Origin of the sequence: Pseudoalteromonas sp. 2CM37A, assembly GCF_023161885.1 — a bacterium.
Classification (GTDB): Bacteria; Pseudomonadota; Gammaproteobacteria; order Enterobacterales; family Alteromonadaceae; genus Pseudoalteromonas; species Pseudoalteromonas atlantica.
In genome coordinates this window covers 290,260-306,567 of sequence record NZ_JALNTJ010000003.1, presented here as the reverse complement: position 1 = coordinate 306,567, position 16,308 = coordinate 290,260, and the positions used below count along the sequence as shown (strand labels likewise).

Here is a 16,308-nt window from a genome sequence, read left to right as displayed (position 1 = left end):
AATCCTTTTGCCTTTCAATATTTGTACATATTTCAAACAAAAGCATTAGTAAATGTTAATCAGCCTGCTTACGTAAAAAAGCCGGAATATCAAAATAATCTCCGCCTTCTGATTTATCCGCTTTTTTACTGTTTTGCGCTGATGAACTTGCCGTGTTGCTTGAGCTTGTAGATGGCGCTTGTTCTTTGCTTTCTACTTGTGTGCTTGGCGTCGTTTCTTCAGTGCTTGTGCCTTGGCTTGCAAAGCTTGGTACGTACATGCTGCTAGATTGGTTTGATGAACTTGCTACATCAGAACCTGATGCCTTTTTAAAGCCGTTATCAACAATACCAAACTGCGGACGACGATCGCCGCCTAAACCCGTAGCAACAACAGTTACACGTAACTCGTCGCTCATTTCTGGGTCAATAACTGCACCCACAACTACGGTTGCATTTTCAGACGCTAGCGCTTTAACGTGGTTACCCACAATTTCAAATTCTTCAATCGCAATGTCCATACCCGCGGTAATATTAACCAAAATACCTTTAGCACCGGTTAAATCAACGTCTTCTAGTAATGGGCTTGAGATAGCCGCTTCTGCAGCTTCTTGAGCACGATCTGGGCCTGATGCAGAGGCTGTGCCCATCATGGCAGTACCCATTGCTGACATTACGGTACGTACGTCGGCGAAATCCACGTTAATTAAACCAGAACGTGTAATTAGCTCAGCAATACCTTGAACCGCACCAAAAAGTACGTCGTTTGCTTTAGCGAAGGCATCTAACAGTGTAGTCCCTTTACCTAAAACTTTAAGCAATTTATTGTTCGGAATTGTAATAAGTGAGTCTACAATTTCTGACAATTCGTTAATGCCTTGTTCAGCAGCTGCTGCGCGCTTTTTGCCTTCAAAGTCAAAAGGACGCGTTACTACAGCAACCGTTAAAATACCTAATTCTTTGGCAATTTTAGCAACCACTGGTGCAGCACCAGTACCTGTACCACCACCCATGCCGGCAGCAATAAATACCATATCTGCGCCTTCAAGGCTGGCACGGATTGTTTCTGCATCTTCTTCAGCCGATTCGCGGCCTACTTCTGGGTTTGCACCTGCACCTAACCCTGAGGTTATTTGCGTGCCTAGTTGTACGGTAATATCGGCAGCGGAATTACGTAATGCTTGTGCATCCGTATTTGCGGCTATAAAGCGCACGCCTTCTATTTGTTGTTTTACCATGTGCTCAACAGCGTTACCGCCGCCACCGCCCACGCCAATTACCTTAATTACAGCTTCTTCGCTGTGTTGTTCCATCATATCAAACATGTTTACTCTCCGACTTGAGTACTTTAAAACTCGCCTTGGAACCATTTAGTAATGCGGTTCCACCAATTATTATTATCCTCTGCTTTCGACTTTTGTGCATTCATCGATTGCATAGTGCGCCCGTATTGTAACAAACCTACAGCGGTTGCGTACGAAGGATCGTCTACGTAGTCTGTCAAACCAACTATCCCGATTGGTTTGCCTATCCTCACTGGCATTTGGAAAATGTCTTCAGCCACTTCCATTGCGCCAGTCATTTTAGCAGTCCCGCCTGTAATAACGAGGCCTGCCGCAATTTGGTCTTCTAAACCTGAGCGACGAATTTCTTCCATCGCTAATTCAAATAATTCTCTAAAACGAGGCTCTACCACTTCAGATAAAGTATGGCGCGACATTAATCGTGCTGGTCGCCCGCCTACACTTGGTACTTCTATGGTGTCTTCGTTACTGGCCATTTGGCTACTTGCACATGCATATTGTACTTTGAGTGACTCAGCATGTGATATAGGTGTACGAAATATTTTTGCAATATCACCGGTTACTTGATTACCCGCCACTGGTATAACCGAAGAATGACGTAATGCCCCGTTAATATAAATAGTGATATCCATTGTACCACCACCAATATCAAGTACCGCTACACCAAGCTCTTTTTCGTCATCGGTTAAAACCGAGTAACACGATGCAAGTGCGGTAAATATAAGCTGATCAACCTCTAAACCACAGCGCTCAACACATTTTTCAATGTTTTTAGCCATGTCGTTTGAGCAGGTAATAATGTGTGCACGTGCTTCCATACGTACGCCGCTCATACCAAGGGGGTTTTTAATGCCCTCTTGCATATCAATGCTGTATTCTTGCGGTAATGCATGCAGCATTTTACGCTCGGCCGAAATGGGCACAGAGCGCGCTATATGAATTACATTTTCAATGTCTTCATCGGTTACTTCTGTATTATTAATAGCAACCACGCCGCTTTCGTTTTGACACTGTATGTGCTTGCCAGAAATCCCTAAGTACACTGAGCTAATACGACAATCGGCCATTAACTCGGCTTCATCTATTGCTCGGCGAATCGACTCAGACACTAAGTTTAAATCGTTAACGCCGCCTTTATCCATACCATGAGATACTTGGCTGCCCACACCAACAATGCTGAGCTTGTTATCTGCGGTGATTTCACCTACCGTGGCCACCACTTTTGAGGTACCAACGTCTAATCCAATCACTAGGTTTCTTTCTGCTGACTTAGTCATGCCTTACTCTTATTTTGTAATTGCTGTTCTTGCACAGGCTTATAGCTAACTGCAAGGCCGGTATCATAGCGTAAATCTATTGCATCTATTTGTGCATCTGCACGCTTTTCCATGCGCGGGTACACATCTATAAACCGCTGTACTCGCTTTGCTTTGTCTTTGCGCCCTAAATTTAAGCGCACACCATTATCTAACCATAACTGCCACGAAAAACGCTCCGAAAGGGCTAAGCTTTTTAGCGTTAACGCATTTACCTTTAGCATTTCGTCAAACTGCTTAAAGGCAATCCACGCTTCTTTTTCGCTGCCTTCTGGGCCGTAAAGTTGCGGTAAATCATTGGCGAGTTTATCGCTACTTGCTTCAAAGGCATCGCCACTTTGGTTTAGCAGTAAATCGCTATTCCAATGGGCTACGGCTTCGTGTTCAACTACGTACACTTGTATTGTATCGGGCCATTGCTTGCGTACCGATACGGTTGCAACCCAAGGTAAATCTTTTACCAGTTGCTGTACGCGTTTTACATCTAGCTCAAAAAAACTGCTTAAATCGGCCTTTTTTATTGCTTTTATTATGGCCTTTTCGTCAGTGTATTTGGGCTTTCCTAGCACTGTTAAGTGCTTTATTTGTGCATCTTTGTTCTCTACTAGCCAATCAGATACACCGGTAGTTATTTGCACGAGCCCAATCACTACCACCAGAAAAAAGCTCACACCAAAAATTAGCGACCAATTAAAGTTAAGTTGCTGTTTTAACTGTTGAGCTTTTTCTAAAAGGGGATGCATATTAAAGCGTTTGCCCCAAAATGCGAACAACTAATTGCTCAAATGTTGCCCCGTTTGCTTTTGCCGCCATGGGCACCAGCGATTTTTCGGTCATGCCAGGGACTGTATTTACTTCTAATAAATAAAAATTCCCCTGCTCATCTTGCATGGCATCTACACGGCCCCAGCCGCTTGCACCCACTAAATCAAACGCCTCTAACGAGATAGCCTGTAAGTGCTGTGTATCTTGCGCCGATAAATCTGCAGGGCAATGATACTGTGTTGTATTTGATTGATACTTAGCTTGGTAATCGTAAAAACCATTTGGAGTCGTCATTTCAATCACAGGCTGTACTTCATCGCCTAATACAGTCACGGTAAATTCGCGCCCAGTTATCCACTGCTCTACTAACACTTGGCTATCAAACTTAAAAGCATGTGTAAGAGCATCTTCAAGCTCTTGAGCGGTACTTGCTTGCGCCATACCTATGCTTGAGCCTTCGTGCGATGGCTTCACCATTACTTTTTTAAACTCATCCATAATAGCTTTTGCATCAAAGCCTTTTTTAGCATCAACAACTGCATAAGGCGCTGTGCTTAGCCCTGCAGATTTAAATAAATGCTTACAACGGACTTTATCCATTGCCAAGGCTGAGCCTAATACAGTGCTGCCCGTGTATGGCAAATTCATAAATTCAAGCGCGCCTTGCACTGTCCCATCTTCGCCACCACGGCCATGCAAAGCAATAAAAACACGATCTACCTGTAATTCTTTTAGCTCCCACAAAGAGCGATTTTGCGGGTCAAAAGCAATGGCATCAACGCCGGCATTTTGTAGTGCATTAAGCACCGCTTGCCCTGAACGTAGTGACACTTCGCGCTCTGCTGAGTTACCCCCAAGCAGTACTGCTACTTTACCAAATTGCGCGTTTTCTTGCGTCATACTTCACCTTGCTTTAATTTTTCCACCGACATACCTGTTGCCGCTAATGTTTTAACCAATTGTCCTATATTACCAGCGCCTTGCGTTAAAACTAAGTCGTTATTTTGTAAGTTATCGGCCAATACACCAGCAAGCTCTGCGCTCGTTGCTACATGTAGAGGCTCTTTTCCGCGCTGACGTAAGCTGCGGCACAGGCTTTTACTGTCTGCGCCAACAATAAGCTCTTCGCCGGCACTGTACACATCAAGTAATAAAAGTTGATCTACATCTGCTAATACTTTTACAAAGTCTTCGTATAAATCGCGTGTACGGGTAAACCTGTGCGGTTGATAAACCATAACTAAACGCTTTTCTGGCCAGCCTTCGCGTACCGCTGCAATGGTGGCTGCAACTTCTGATGGGTGATGTCCGTAATCATCCACCAGCATGACATTGCCGCGCTCGTTTTCAAAGTTGCCATAATGCTGGAAGCGTCGTCCTATGCCTTCAAATTTTTGCAGCGCCTCTAAAATTGCGTGGTTAGCAATGTTTTGATCTTTAGCCACTGCAATTGCCGCCGTGGCATTAAGTGCGTTGTGCTTACCTGGCATATTAAGCGTTGCACTTAAGCTTTCACCGCTTTTATGTGTCACAGTAAAAGTACAAGTACTTGCTGATTGGCTAAAATCGCTCATGCGGTAGTCGGCATCTTTTGACTCGCCATACGTGATCACAGGGCGACCAAAACGCGGGATCAGCTCACTTGCTACCTGCGAGTCTATGCACACTACGGCTAAGCCATAAAATGGCAGGTTATGAATAAAGTCCACATAAGTGTCTTTCATTTTCTCAAGACTGCCGCCATAGGTTTCCATGTGATCTTCTTCAATATTGGTGATCACCGATACCATAGGCTGTAAATGCAAAAACGATGCATCGCTTTCATCTGCCTCAGCAATTAAAAAGTCGCTCTTGCCCACTTTTGCATTACTGCCCGCACTATTTAATAAGCCGCCAATAATAAAAGTAGGATCAAGCCCTGCCTGAGCATAAATGCTGGCAATTAAGCTGGTTGTAGTGGTTTTACCATGTGTACCCGCAATGGCAATGCCATGGCGAAAACGCATTAATTCGGCAAGCATTTCTGCACGGCGAACTACCGGTATACGCGCTGCTTTTGCAGCAATAATCTCAGGGTTTGTTTCATCAATAGCACTTGAAACAACAACTACGTTGGCATCTTTTACGTTGTTTTCGTGATGGCCTATAAATACTTCTGCACCGGCTTTAATTAAGCGTTCAGTCATTGCGCTGTGCGCTATATCTGAGCCTGTAATGCGGTAGCCTTCAAAAGCCAGTACTTCAGCAATGCCGCCCATACCCGCACCACCAATACCAATAAAATGGATGGTTTCTATTCGACGCATAGCAGGTCGAGTTTGTTGTTCTTGTATTGACTTATCTTTCACTTATTTTCTCTTATTTGTTACTTGCTCACAGTGCGAGGCAACGCTTGCTGTGGCATCTAAAATGGCTTGCTGCTTAGCATTGCTGGCCATTTGTTTAATTAATATAGGCTTTGCCAAATACGGGTTTAATAGCTCAACTATTGAATCTTTATTAAACTGCGGCTGAGGCATTAAAAGCGCGCCATTTGCGGTTACTAAATATTTTGCGTTGGCGGTTTGATGATCGTCTACCGCATGTGGAAACGGCACAAATACAGCCATTTTACCCGCGGCGGCAATTTCACTAACAGTCAGTGCACCAGCACGGCAAATAACAATATCGGCCCACGCGTAGGCGGCGTCCATATCATCTATAAATTCAGCAACTTTTAGCTCTTCATCTGCAATGTTGTTTTTCGCATACGCGCTTTTCACGCCCTCAATATGGCCTTTACCTGTTTGGTGCCACACTTTAATTGGCGCTGTTTTAGCAAGTAAATTAAACGCCTCTGGCAGTGTTTGGTTAAGCACTTGTGCGCCTAGCGAGCCACCTACCACTAAAATATTAATAGGGCTTGAAACATCACGTTTAGCTACATTAGCAACGCTTGCACGAACTGGGTTACCGACTAATTCGGCTTGCCCTGGTGCAAAGGCGCTTGGAAACGCAGCAAGTACTCTGTTAGCAAATTTTGCCAACCACTTGTTGCTCATTCCTGCTACTGCATTTTGCTCATGAATCACCAGTGGAATGCCTAAACTTTTAGCGGCAATGCCGGTTGGCCCGGTTACATAGCCGCCCATAGCAAGCACTACATCAGGTTGCTGAGATTTCAATACCTTACGCGCCTGCAATATTGCATTAAGTACCATGAATGGGGCTTTAATAAGACGCTTTAAGCCATTACCGCGTACGCCCTTTACATTAATAAAATCAATTTCAATGTTGTGCTTTGGTACAACATCCGCTTCCATTCTGTCTGGCGTGCCTATCCAGCTTACTTGCCAGCCTTGCTCTTTTAAATAATCGGCTACAGCAATACCTGGGAATATATGCCCGCCTGTACCACCGGCCACAACTACTAATTTTTTACTCATCGCTTACCTCCGCGTGAGGTGGCTTGTTTGGTTGCCATTTTGGTTTCAAAATCAACACGCAATAAAATACCGGTGGCAATCGTCATTATTAATAAACTTGAACCACCATACGAAATAAACGGCAAGGTTAACCCTTTAGTCGGTAATAACCCTGCACTGGCGCCTACATTAACCATGGTTTGAAACGCAAACCAAATGCCAATAGCAAACGCAAAATAGCCTTCGTATTCTTTGCCACATTTTAAAGCTTGTTGGCCTATTAAAAGCGCCCTAAATACAAACACAGCCAACACACATAAAATACTTGCTACGCCTACAAGGCCTAGCTCTTCACCTATAACGGCAAAAATAAAATCGTTATGCGCCTCGGGTAAATACTGTAACTTTTGCACGCTGTTACCTAACCCTTGGCCAAACCAGCCACCTTGGCTGTAGGCCATAAGCGACTGCACTAACTGATACCCTTTACCAAATGGGTCTTCCCAAGGGTCTAAAAAGCCCACCACTCGCGCCATTCTGTATGGCTCTACAATAATCAGTAATACAACAAGCCCTACGCCCGTTAAAATAAGTACAAAAAACTGCCATAACTTTGCGCCGGCCAAAAATAACAGCCCCACAGTTGTTACAAACATAACCACCACGGTTCCTAAATCGGGCTGCAGTAAAATAAGTAAGGCATATACCGCAAATACAGCGATAGGCTTAGCAAAGCCTTTAATATTTTCTTGTACTTCTTCGCGCTTTCTTACCAAGTAGCCTGCTATATAACTGAAAAAGTATAATTTAGCGGCCTCGGCCACCTGAAAACCAACAGGCCCAATGGGTATCCAACGCTTAGCGCCGTTGACTTCGCGGCCTATTATTAACACGGCAATAAGTAGCACCATACCAAGCAGCAACAAATACGGGTTTGAGCGTTTCCACCAATCCATAGGCACGCTGGCGGCAATCCAAAATAAAACAAATGCCATCGCTAAAAACATGCTGTGGCGAATGGTAATATGGTATGAGTTATCAAACAGCCTTTCGGCTGTGGGCATTGAGGCGCTGGTCACCATTATAAAACCCACCCCTATAAGCATTAACATGCAATAAAGCAGTGGCACATCGTAAAGCTGTGCTGAGGGTTTAGGGGTGAGTGTTTCTTTTAAATCGGCAAAGGCAATCATAATTGCCCTTCCATTACACATTGCACAAAGTCATCACCGCGTTGCATGTAGTTGTTATACATATCAATGCTGGCACAGGCAGGGGCAAGTAATACAATGTCACCGCGCTTGCTAAGTACTTTAGCGAGCGATACCGCCTCTTGCATTGTGTTTACCAAGTGAGATTTACTCGTTAAAGCAGCAAGCTCTGCTGCATCTTTACCAAAGCATACAAGCGCTTTTACATGACTTTTTATATATGGCTTTAACGCACTTAAATCAGCGCCTTTAGCATCACCACCGGCTATTACAATCAGGTTTTCGTGATCTGAGGCCAAACTATCTATTGCCGCTATAGTGGCGCCAACATTGGTGGCTTTAGAGTCGTTAAAGTATTGAACACCATGTTGCTCATCAACAAACTGGCAACGGTGCGCTAAACCATTAAATTGACAAAGCGCCGCTGCGTACTGCTCTTTACTAATATCAAACGGGCTTAATAACGCCATAACCGCAAGTGTATTTAAGTAATTGTGCTTACCAACGACCGCAAGCGTGCTGACAGGTAAGTACGCCTCGCCTTTTACTATAAAGTGCAGCTCATTATTGCGCTCAGCTAAGTGGTAATCACCGTGGTCGGTGCCAAAGCTCATTTGCGGCGCTAAAGCGCGACTAATAGGCTTAGTTTGAATATCATCTGCGTTGGTTACTAAAAGCTCAGCATTGTTATAAATACTTAATTTAGAGTCGATATAGGCTTGGTAGCTGTCGTATCGATCTAAATGATCTTCAGATATATTTAATACCGCTGCGCTTATTGGTTTTAAGCTTGAGCAGGTATCTAGCTGAAAACTCGAAAGCTCCAGCACATACACATCAAAATCATCACTTAGTAAATCCAATACCGCAGTGCCAATATTGCCACCTAATGCCACCTTATAACCTGCTGCTTTTAATACCTCGTAGGCTAAGGTAACAACGGTTGATTTACCATTAGAACCAGTAACAGCAACAACCGGTTTTGTATTTATACGAGCAAATAGCTCTACATCACCAATTACTTCAATGCCTGACTCTATTGCTTGAGCAATTGCGGGAATTTTTAAGCTAAGCCCGGGGCTTATGATGATCATATCGGTTTTACAAAGCGCGGCGCTAGCTAAATCACCAAAATGCGTATTAAGCTCAGGAGCATGCTCGCTTAGCCAATCCATACCTGGTGGCGCAACCCGGCTATCAACGACCTTTGGTGCAAAACCATGAGATAATAAAAAACGCACAATGCCCAGACCGGTTACACCGAGTCCGAGCACTGTTATATGTTTGTTTTTTATCTCGTTTAAATACTGCATTTATCGAATCTTTAATGTCGCAAGGCCAGCAAGTACTAGCACAATTGAAATTATCCAAAAGCGCACAATAACACGTGGCTCTGGCCAACCTTTTAGCTCGTAATGATGATGAATCGGCGCCATTCTAAAAATGCGCTGTCTGCGTAATTTGTATGAGCCCACTTGTAAAATTACCGATAAAGCTTCCATTACAAACACGCCGCCCATAATAATAAGCAGTAGCTCTTGGCGTACTAAAATAGCAATAATGCCCAGCGCGCCGCCAAGTGCCAGCGACCCTACATCACCCATAAACACTTGTGCTGGGTATGTGTTAAACCATAAAAAGCCTAACCCAGCGCCAACAATAGCGGTACACACAACCACCAGCTCACTAGCAAGCGGTAAATGCGGGATATGTAAGTAAGCCGAAAAGTTAATATTACCGGTTAAATAAGCAATTATCGCCAGTGCAGCAGCCACTAAAATAGTCGGCACAATCGCCAGGCCATCTAAGCCATCAGTCAGGTTTACCGCGTTTGAAGTGCCCACTAATGCAAAGTAAGTAATTACAATGTAAAACAAGCCTAATTGTGGCAATACATCTTTAAAGAATGGCACAACAAGTGAGGTTTCTGACGCTTGTGTACTCGTAGCATACAGTGCAGTTGCCACCACTAGAGCAATAACCGATTGCCAAAAATACTTCCATTTAGCAATTAACCCTTTAGGGTCTTTGCGTATTACTTTGCGGTAGTCATCTATAAAGCCCACTAAACCTAATGAGCCAATTACAAATAAGGTTGCCCATACGTATTTGTTTGATAAATCAGCCCATAATAAGGTGCTGGTAAATATGGCGCCTAAAATAAGTAAGCCTCCCATAGTAGGAGTGCCTTTTTTAGATAAGTGAGATTCTGGGCCATCATCACGCACTACTTGGCCAATTTGCATTTTTTGTAACGAACGAATGAGCTTAGGGCCAAAATAAAGCGACATCATTAACGCTGTTAATATGCCTAAAATGGCACGTAGGGTTAAATACGAAAAAACATTAAAGCCACTGTAATATTGGGTTAAATACTCTGCCAGCCAAACTAACATTATGATACTCCATTGATGGCTTGTTGCTGGCCATTTACTAAATCGGTTACTAATAATTCCATGCGAGAACTGCGCGATCCTTTCACCACAAGCGTGGTTTTATTGTTTGTGTTATTAAGACTGGTTTGAATTTGCTTGAGCATCTCTTCGCGGTTAGAAAAATGACGGTTTGGCTTATCAAATACATCGCTTGCGTATTTACTTAACACACCCAGCGTATACAGCTCATCAATGCCTTGTTGTTTTGCGTACTCGCCTACTTCTTGATGATAAGTTCTGGCTTGCTCACCAAGCTCTCCCATATCGCCCAGTGCTAAAATACGGTGCCCTTGAATATCACTTAATAAATCAATTGCAGCTTTTACCGACTTAACATTTGCATTGTAGGTATCATCAATAACGGTCAGTGAATCAGTTACTTTTATTAAGTTTACACGCCCCTTCACATCGCCCATGGTGGCAAGTGCGGTGGCTATCTCTTCAAGTGATACATCAAACTCGCTGGTTAAAGCCGCAGCAATAAGCGCATTGCTCACATTGTGCTTACCAGGAAGAGCAAGCGTTACAGGTACTTTTTGATCTTGTGTACACAATAAAAAGCTCGCGCGAGCGTTTTCGTCTAGGCTGATATTTTCAGCCCAAATATCAAGTTTTTCAGTACTTGAAAAACACTTAACAGTGCGCCCTTTTAATTTATCAAGCCAGTATTGGCTAAATTCGCTATCGCAGTTAACAATGGCAACGCCATCGTCTTTTAGGCCATCAAAAATCTCACCTTTTGCCTTAGCAACTCCCATTAGGCTACCAAAGCCTTCTAAATGCGCTGCGGCCACATTACACACCACAGCTACATCGGGTTTTGCCATGGCGGTAGTGTAAGCAATTTCGCCTAAATGATTAGCGCCAAGCTCTATAACAGCAAAACGGTGCTGCGGCTCTAAACGTAATAGCGTAAGTGGTACGCCAATATCGTTATTAAAGTTACCTTTTGTAGCAAGCACATCTCCGTGCACCGATAAAATAGCGGCGCACATTTCTTTTACCGTTGTTTTACCCACGCTGCCCGTAATGGCAATGGTTTTAGGGTTAACCTGCGCCATAACTGCTGCACCTATATTGCCTAATGCAATGCGGGTATCGCTAACAACAAACTGCACAATATCTACATCTACTTTATGCTGAACAATAACGCCAATAGCGCCTTTTTGTTTAGCGTCAGCAATAAATTTATGGCCATCAAAATTAGGCCCTTTTAAAGCTAAAAACACCTCACCGTCGCAAATACTGCGGGTATCGGTATTAATATTTACTACATTGAGATTATCACCTAGATAATCGGTTGCTAGCACATTTGCCAGCCAATCAAAGTCCATTGGGATCATTGAGTTATCCCTCTTACTGCTTTTTTTAGTTGTTCTTTTACATAACTGCGATCGCAAAAGTCGATACGTTGATCGCCAATAATTTGGTAATCCTCGTGGCCTTTGCCGGCAATTAAAATAACGTCATCCGCATTTGCATTTTCTATTGCATAGCGAATGGCTTTTGCTCTATCAGCCTCTAAATGGGCTTTTTCAGGCTGCGATAAACCCGCTGCCACATCTGCCAAAATAGCATCTGGGTTTTCTGAACGCGGATTGTCGCTGGTAACAATAACCTTATCTGCATTTTGCTCTGCCGCTTGCGCCATTAAGGCACGCTTACCTTTATCTCTGTCGCCGCCACAACCAAAAACACAACTAACCCCACCAGGCACATGCTTTTGCAATGCTTGTAAAGCCAGAGCAAGCGCATCAGGCGTATGGGCGTAATCAACAACGCACGTAGGTAAATTAACTTCGCTAAACGCTTGCATACGCCCAGCAACGGGGTGCAAATGCGCGCATCCGGCGGCTAACTGCTCAAGCGGATAACCTAGCCCCAACAATGTTGCCAGTGCCGCAGTTAAATTATATAAGTTAAACTCACCAAATAGAGGCGATGTTACGCTAATATCACCCCAACTTGTGCTCAATTGCGCCGAAATACCATTTTTAGAATACTCAACATCAGAAAAATACACATACTGTGCATTTTTAGGTGCTAAATTTTTACGACCATAACAAATAAGATTATTAAAACTGTATTTTTCAAGCCATTGCTCTGCTTGCCCATCGTCTTGATTAAGCACCACTAACTGTGGGTCAAAATCGCGAAACAGCATAAGCTTAGCGTCGCCATAACTTGTCATATCGCCGTGATAATCAAGGTGATCGCGCGATAAATTAGTAAATACCGCCGCTTTAAATTGGCATTGTGCCACACGCTGTTGCACTAACCCGTGCGATGAAACCTCCATCGCCACAAGCTTTTTATGCTGCTGTTTTAAGTCATGCAATATGTGCTGCAAGTCAACAGCCGAAGGCGTGGTATTAATAAGTGGCGTAAGTGTATCGGGGTGGCCATAGCCTAATGTGCCTATAATGGCCGAAGGGGTACTACAAAACTGCGCTAAATGCGCCATCATAGCCGTTGTTGTAGATTTGCCATTAGTGCCCGTTACACCAATTAAATCGAGAGATTGGCTTGGGTTTTCATAAAATTGACTCGCTAGCTCTGGGAGTTTTTTATCAAGCTCAGTTACTAAATACAGTGGCTCAAAAGTGACATCAAATTCGCAGAGCCTATCGGCAATAATGGCTGTAGCGCCGTTTTCAATTGCTTTGGCAATAAACTGTCCGCCATCAAGCGCATGGCCTTTTATAGCCACAAATACATCGCCAGGGGTTACATCCCGGCTATCAAGGCGTAAATCTTTAACTAGCTGCGAAGGTGCATCTATGTCGATGTATTTTAAAATAGCCTTTAAATCACGCATCGTTATCTTTACCTTTTACGTAAGCCACTTCTTCCTTATCAGGGGCTACGTTTAATATTCTTAATGCGTTAGAGACGATTTCTGCAAATGCAGGGCCTGCGGTGGCACCTCCATAGTACACATCGCCACCGGGCTCATTTATCATCACTACCACAGCCAAGCGTGGATTACTTGCCGGTGCTACACCTGCAAAATAACCTACGTATTCATCACCGTAACCACCAGCAACCGCCTTTTTAGAAGTACCGGTTTTGCCTGCCGCACGGTAGCCATCTACTTTTATGTTTCGGGCTGTACCGTCTTTTTCAAACACGCTTTCCATCATGTGAACAACGGCTTCTACGTCTTTTTGTTTAAAAATACGCTCGCCTTCTGGCACACCGTCTTGCTTTAAAATCGTTAACGGACGATTAATCCCACCGGCACCTAACATGGTGTAAAAGCGGGCCATTTGCGCCGTACTTACCGAAATAGCATAACCAAACGATAACGTGGCAATTTCAAAGTCAGACCAGCGGCGGTTTGGATAAAATAAACCACTACTTTCGCCAACCATGCCTGTGCCGGTATCACTACCAAAGCCCACTTTTTGATATAAGCCAACTAAGTAATCTTTAGGTACTTGCTGCGTTACCTTGGCCACGCCCATGTTTGATGAATACTTTAAAATTTCGCGAAGCGTCATTTCACCGTGGTTACGGGTATCTTTTACTAAACTGCCGCCTAAACGCATCCAACCTGGGTAGGTATCAATGGTGTCGTCGGCTTTAATTGCGCCGTAGTCTAGCCCAGCTAAAATGGCTAGTGGCTTAACGGTTGAGCCTGGTTCAAACAAATCGGTAATTGCGCGGTTACGGCGTTTATGTGGTTGTGCATCGTTCAAATTATTTGGATTAAATGATGGGCTATTTACCATAGCCAAAACTTCACCGGTTTTAACATCAACCACCATGGCCGACCCCGATGTCGCTTTATACGTGAGTACAGCAGATTTTACTGCTTTATAAGCAATTGCTTGAATACGTTGATCAATACTCAGCTGAATATTTTCAGGCTCTACACGCTCACGCTCATCTAATACTTCAACTTCGCGGCCTTGGGCATCTTTACGAATAGTGCGGCGGCCTTCTTCGCCTGTTAAGGCATTTTCGTAGAGTTTTTCAATGCCTTCTATGCCTTTCCCATCAATATTTGTAAAACCAATAATGTGGGCCGTTACCTCTCCCGCGGGGTAATAACGTTTAGACTCATCTAACAAATGAATACCAGGTAAGCGTAATTGGCTAATGTAGTTGGCAACAGCCGGTGTAACTTGGCGCTTTAAATACACAAAACGACGGGTGGGATCATTTAATAAACGCGAATTTATTTTTTTAGGATCGATACGTAATACATCTGCCAGCTCACGCCAACGCAGATCATTTTCATAATAAACAGAGGTACGCTTATCAAGCTCAGCGGCATTTTCTGCAAGCGTTTTATGATCTTCACCGTTTTTACGTGCTTGTTTTATAACTTTGGCAACAAGTGACTTATGTAATGCTTTAGGATCGGCATACACACTGACTACAGGCACACTTACAGCAAGCTCTTTGCCTTGACGATCGAAGATCATACCGCGTTGTACATGTAGTTTTTCTACACGAACAGTGCGTTTATCGCTTTCTGAACGGGCTTTATCTGGCTCAATAACTTGTAAATAGGCAGCACGCGACACCAGTGTTACAAACACTAAAAACACCACAGTGCACACCAACATAAAGCGCCATGTGATTAAGTTATTGACCTGTTTTTTGCCGCGATTTCTCATTGTATTATTATTACCTGTTCATCCTGACTGGTAGGGCGCTTCATTTGAAGCTGCGTGGTAGCAACTTCTTCAATGCGCGCATGCTGCGAATAAAACTCTTCTTCTACAAGTAAATAACGCCATTCAAGGTCGAGCTCATCTCGCTCTTGTAGCAGCGTATCTTGCTTAATTAGCTGCGCGCGAGCCGAGTGCGTAACCTGCACTACTGCAAAGCTTGAAGCGAATATCACAACCAACAAGGCCGAGGTTAGCTTGTTAGCTCCTAGGCCTTTTAATATTTCTAAAAATAAATTGGGTTGGCGATGATTCGCTTTAGTGTTCATCCAAGCCTCTGTGCAATCCTAAGTACTGAGCTGCGAGAGCGTGGATTACGCTCAATTTCTTCAGCACTTGGTTTAATAGCTTTACCCACTGCTTTTAACGTCAGGTTTTTATTTATTTGTGCGTCGGTTAAAGGCAGACCTCTGGGTATCGCTTCTCCCTTACTCTGTTTTCTAATAAATTGCTTCACAATTCTGTCTTCAAGTGAATGAAACGAAATAACCACTAAACGCCCACCTGGCTTTAATACTTTTACAGCGGCTTGCAGTGCGGTTTGAATTTCTTCCAGCTCACTGTTTATGTAAATTCTGATTGCCTGAAATGTACGTGTGGCTGGGTGTTTAAATTTATCTTTAACGGGCACCGCTTCATCGACTAAATCGGCAAGTTGCTTGGTTGTGGTAATTGGCGTGTGCTCTCTTACCTCAAGTACTTTGTGGGCAATACGCTTACCAAATTTTTCTTCACCGTAGGTTTTAATTACATGGGTAATGTCTTCAAGCTCAGCTTCGGCTAGCCACTGCGCTGCACTGCGCCCACTTGTTGGGTCCATGCGCATATCAAGAGGGCCGTCTTTCATAAAGCTAAAGCCACGCTCTGCGTCATCAAGCTGGGGGGAGGACACCCCAATATCTAATAAAATGCCATCAACTTTACCTAACAGATCGTTTTGCTCTGCAACATCGTATAAGTTAGAAAAGCGGGTGTGAGCTATAGCAAAGCGTGCGTCATCGGCAAATTTTTCAGCCGACTTTATTGCTTGTGGGTCTTGATCAATGGCCTGTAAACGCCCTTGCTCACCAAGTCGAGCAAGTATTTGACCTGAGTGTCCGCCACGTCCAAAAGTACCATCCATGTATATGCCGTCTGGCTTAATTGCAAGAGCATCGATGGTTTCGTCCATTAATACGGATACGTGTTCAAATTGCGCAGTCATTAGCTTGTG

14 protein-coding genes are annotated in these 16,308 nt (G+C 43.8%); all 14 read right to left on the bottom strand.

Translation table 11 applies throughout. The features are described 5' to 3' along the window. Window positions 1-55 precede the first annotated feature (55 nt). The 14 genes from ftsZ to rsmH are packed head-to-tail and all read right to left on the bottom strand — an operon-like array spanning window position 56 to window position 16,299. Complete coding sequence (gene ftsZ, locus MTF68_RS08770; RefSeq protein ID WP_004589421.1) at window positions 56-1,303, bottom strand: cell division protein FtsZ; 1,248 nt, start codon at window positions 1,301-1,303, stop codon at window positions 56-58. A gap of 23 nt (window positions 1,304-1,326) precedes the next feature. Continuing rightward, entirely contained in the window at window positions 1,327-2,559 is a 1,233-nt protein-coding gene (gene ftsA / locus MTF68_RS08765; protein ID WP_004589420.1) for a cell division protein FtsA, read from the bottom strand. Continuing rightward, complete coding sequence (locus MTF68_RS08760) at window positions 2,556-3,341, bottom strand: cell division protein FtsQ/DivIB (RefSeq protein WP_004589419.1); 786 nt, start codon at window positions 3,339-3,341, stop codon at window positions 2,556-2,558. Before MTF68_RS08760 ends, ftsA begins: the two co-directional genes overlap by 4 nt. 1 nt (window position 3,342) lies before the next feature. Beyond that, window positions 3,343-4,263, bottom strand: coding sequence for a D-alanine--D-alanine ligase (locus MTF68_RS08755; RefSeq protein WP_024033298.1), 921 nt, complete (start codon window positions 4,261-4,263; stop codon window positions 3,343-3,345). Next, the gene (gene murC, locus MTF68_RS08750; protein ID WP_248462247.1) at window positions 4,260-5,711 is read right to left on the bottom strand and encodes a UDP-N-acetylmuramate--L-alanine ligase; all 1,452 of its coding nucleotides are present in this window, start codon (window positions 5,709-5,711) and stop codon (window positions 4,260-4,262) included. Before murC ends, MTF68_RS08755 begins: the two co-directional genes overlap by 4 nt. After that, window positions 5,712-6,788, bottom strand: coding sequence for an undecaprenyldiphospho-muramoylpentapeptide beta-N-acetylglucosaminyltransferase (gene murG / locus MTF68_RS08745; RefSeq protein ID WP_096740165.1), 1,077 nt, complete (start codon window positions 6,786-6,788; stop codon window positions 5,712-5,714). Beyond that, window positions 6,785-7,960 carry a cell division protein FtsW gene (ftsW, locus tag MTF68_RS08740; RefSeq protein WP_004589415.1) on the bottom strand — a complete coding sequence of 392 codons (1,176 nt, stop codon included), beginning with the start codon at window positions 7,958-7,960 and terminating at the stop codon, window positions 6,785-6,787. Before ftsW ends, murG begins: the two co-directional genes overlap by 4 nt. Then, entirely contained in the window at window positions 7,957-9,291 is a 1,335-nt protein-coding gene (murD, locus tag MTF68_RS08735) for a UDP-N-acetylmuramoyl-L-alanine--D-glutamate ligase (RefSeq protein ID WP_054982318.1), read from the bottom strand. Before murD ends, ftsW begins: the two co-directional genes overlap by 4 nt. Then, on the bottom strand, window positions 9,292-10,374 hold the full coding sequence (gene mraY / locus MTF68_RS08730; RefSeq protein ID WP_248462246.1) for a phospho-N-acetylmuramoyl-pentapeptide-transferase: 1,083 nt from the start codon (window positions 10,372-10,374) through the stop codon (window positions 9,292-9,294). Then, window positions 10,374-11,756 (bottom strand): UDP-N-acetylmuramoyl-tripeptide--D-alanyl-D-alanine ligase, encoded by a 1,383-nt coding sequence (murF, locus tag MTF68_RS08725; protein ID WP_248462245.1) that lies wholly within the window; start codon window positions 11,754-11,756, stop codon window positions 10,374-10,376. The genes mraY and murF overlap by 1 nt, the downstream gene beginning before the upstream one ends. Next, complete coding sequence (gene murE, locus MTF68_RS08720; RefSeq protein WP_004589411.1) at window positions 11,753-13,231, bottom strand: UDP-N-acetylmuramoyl-L-alanyl-D-glutamate--2,6-diaminopimelate ligase; 1,479 nt, start codon at window positions 13,229-13,231, stop codon at window positions 11,753-11,755. Before murE ends, murF begins: the two co-directional genes overlap by 4 nt. Next, on the bottom strand, window positions 13,224-15,041 hold the full coding sequence (locus tag MTF68_RS08715; RefSeq protein WP_024033305.1) for a penicillin-binding transpeptidase domain-containing protein: 1,818 nt from the start codon (window positions 15,039-15,041) through the stop codon (window positions 13,224-13,226). The genes murE and MTF68_RS08715 overlap by 8 nt, the downstream gene beginning before the upstream one ends. Further along, window positions 15,038-15,364: a cell division protein FtsL gene (gene ftsL / locus MTF68_RS08710; protein ID WP_024033306.1), complete on the bottom strand. Its 327-nt coding sequence runs from the start codon at window positions 15,362-15,364 to the stop codon at window positions 15,038-15,040. The genes MTF68_RS08715 and ftsL overlap by 4 nt, the downstream gene beginning before the upstream one ends. Beyond that, window positions 15,361-16,299, bottom strand: coding sequence for a 16S rRNA (cytosine(1402)-N(4))-methyltransferase RsmH (rsmH, locus tag MTF68_RS08705; protein ID WP_004589408.1), 939 nt, complete (start codon window positions 16,297-16,299; stop codon window positions 15,361-15,363). The genes ftsL and rsmH overlap by 4 nt, the downstream gene beginning before the upstream one ends. Window positions 16,300-16,308 lie beyond the last annotated feature (9 nt).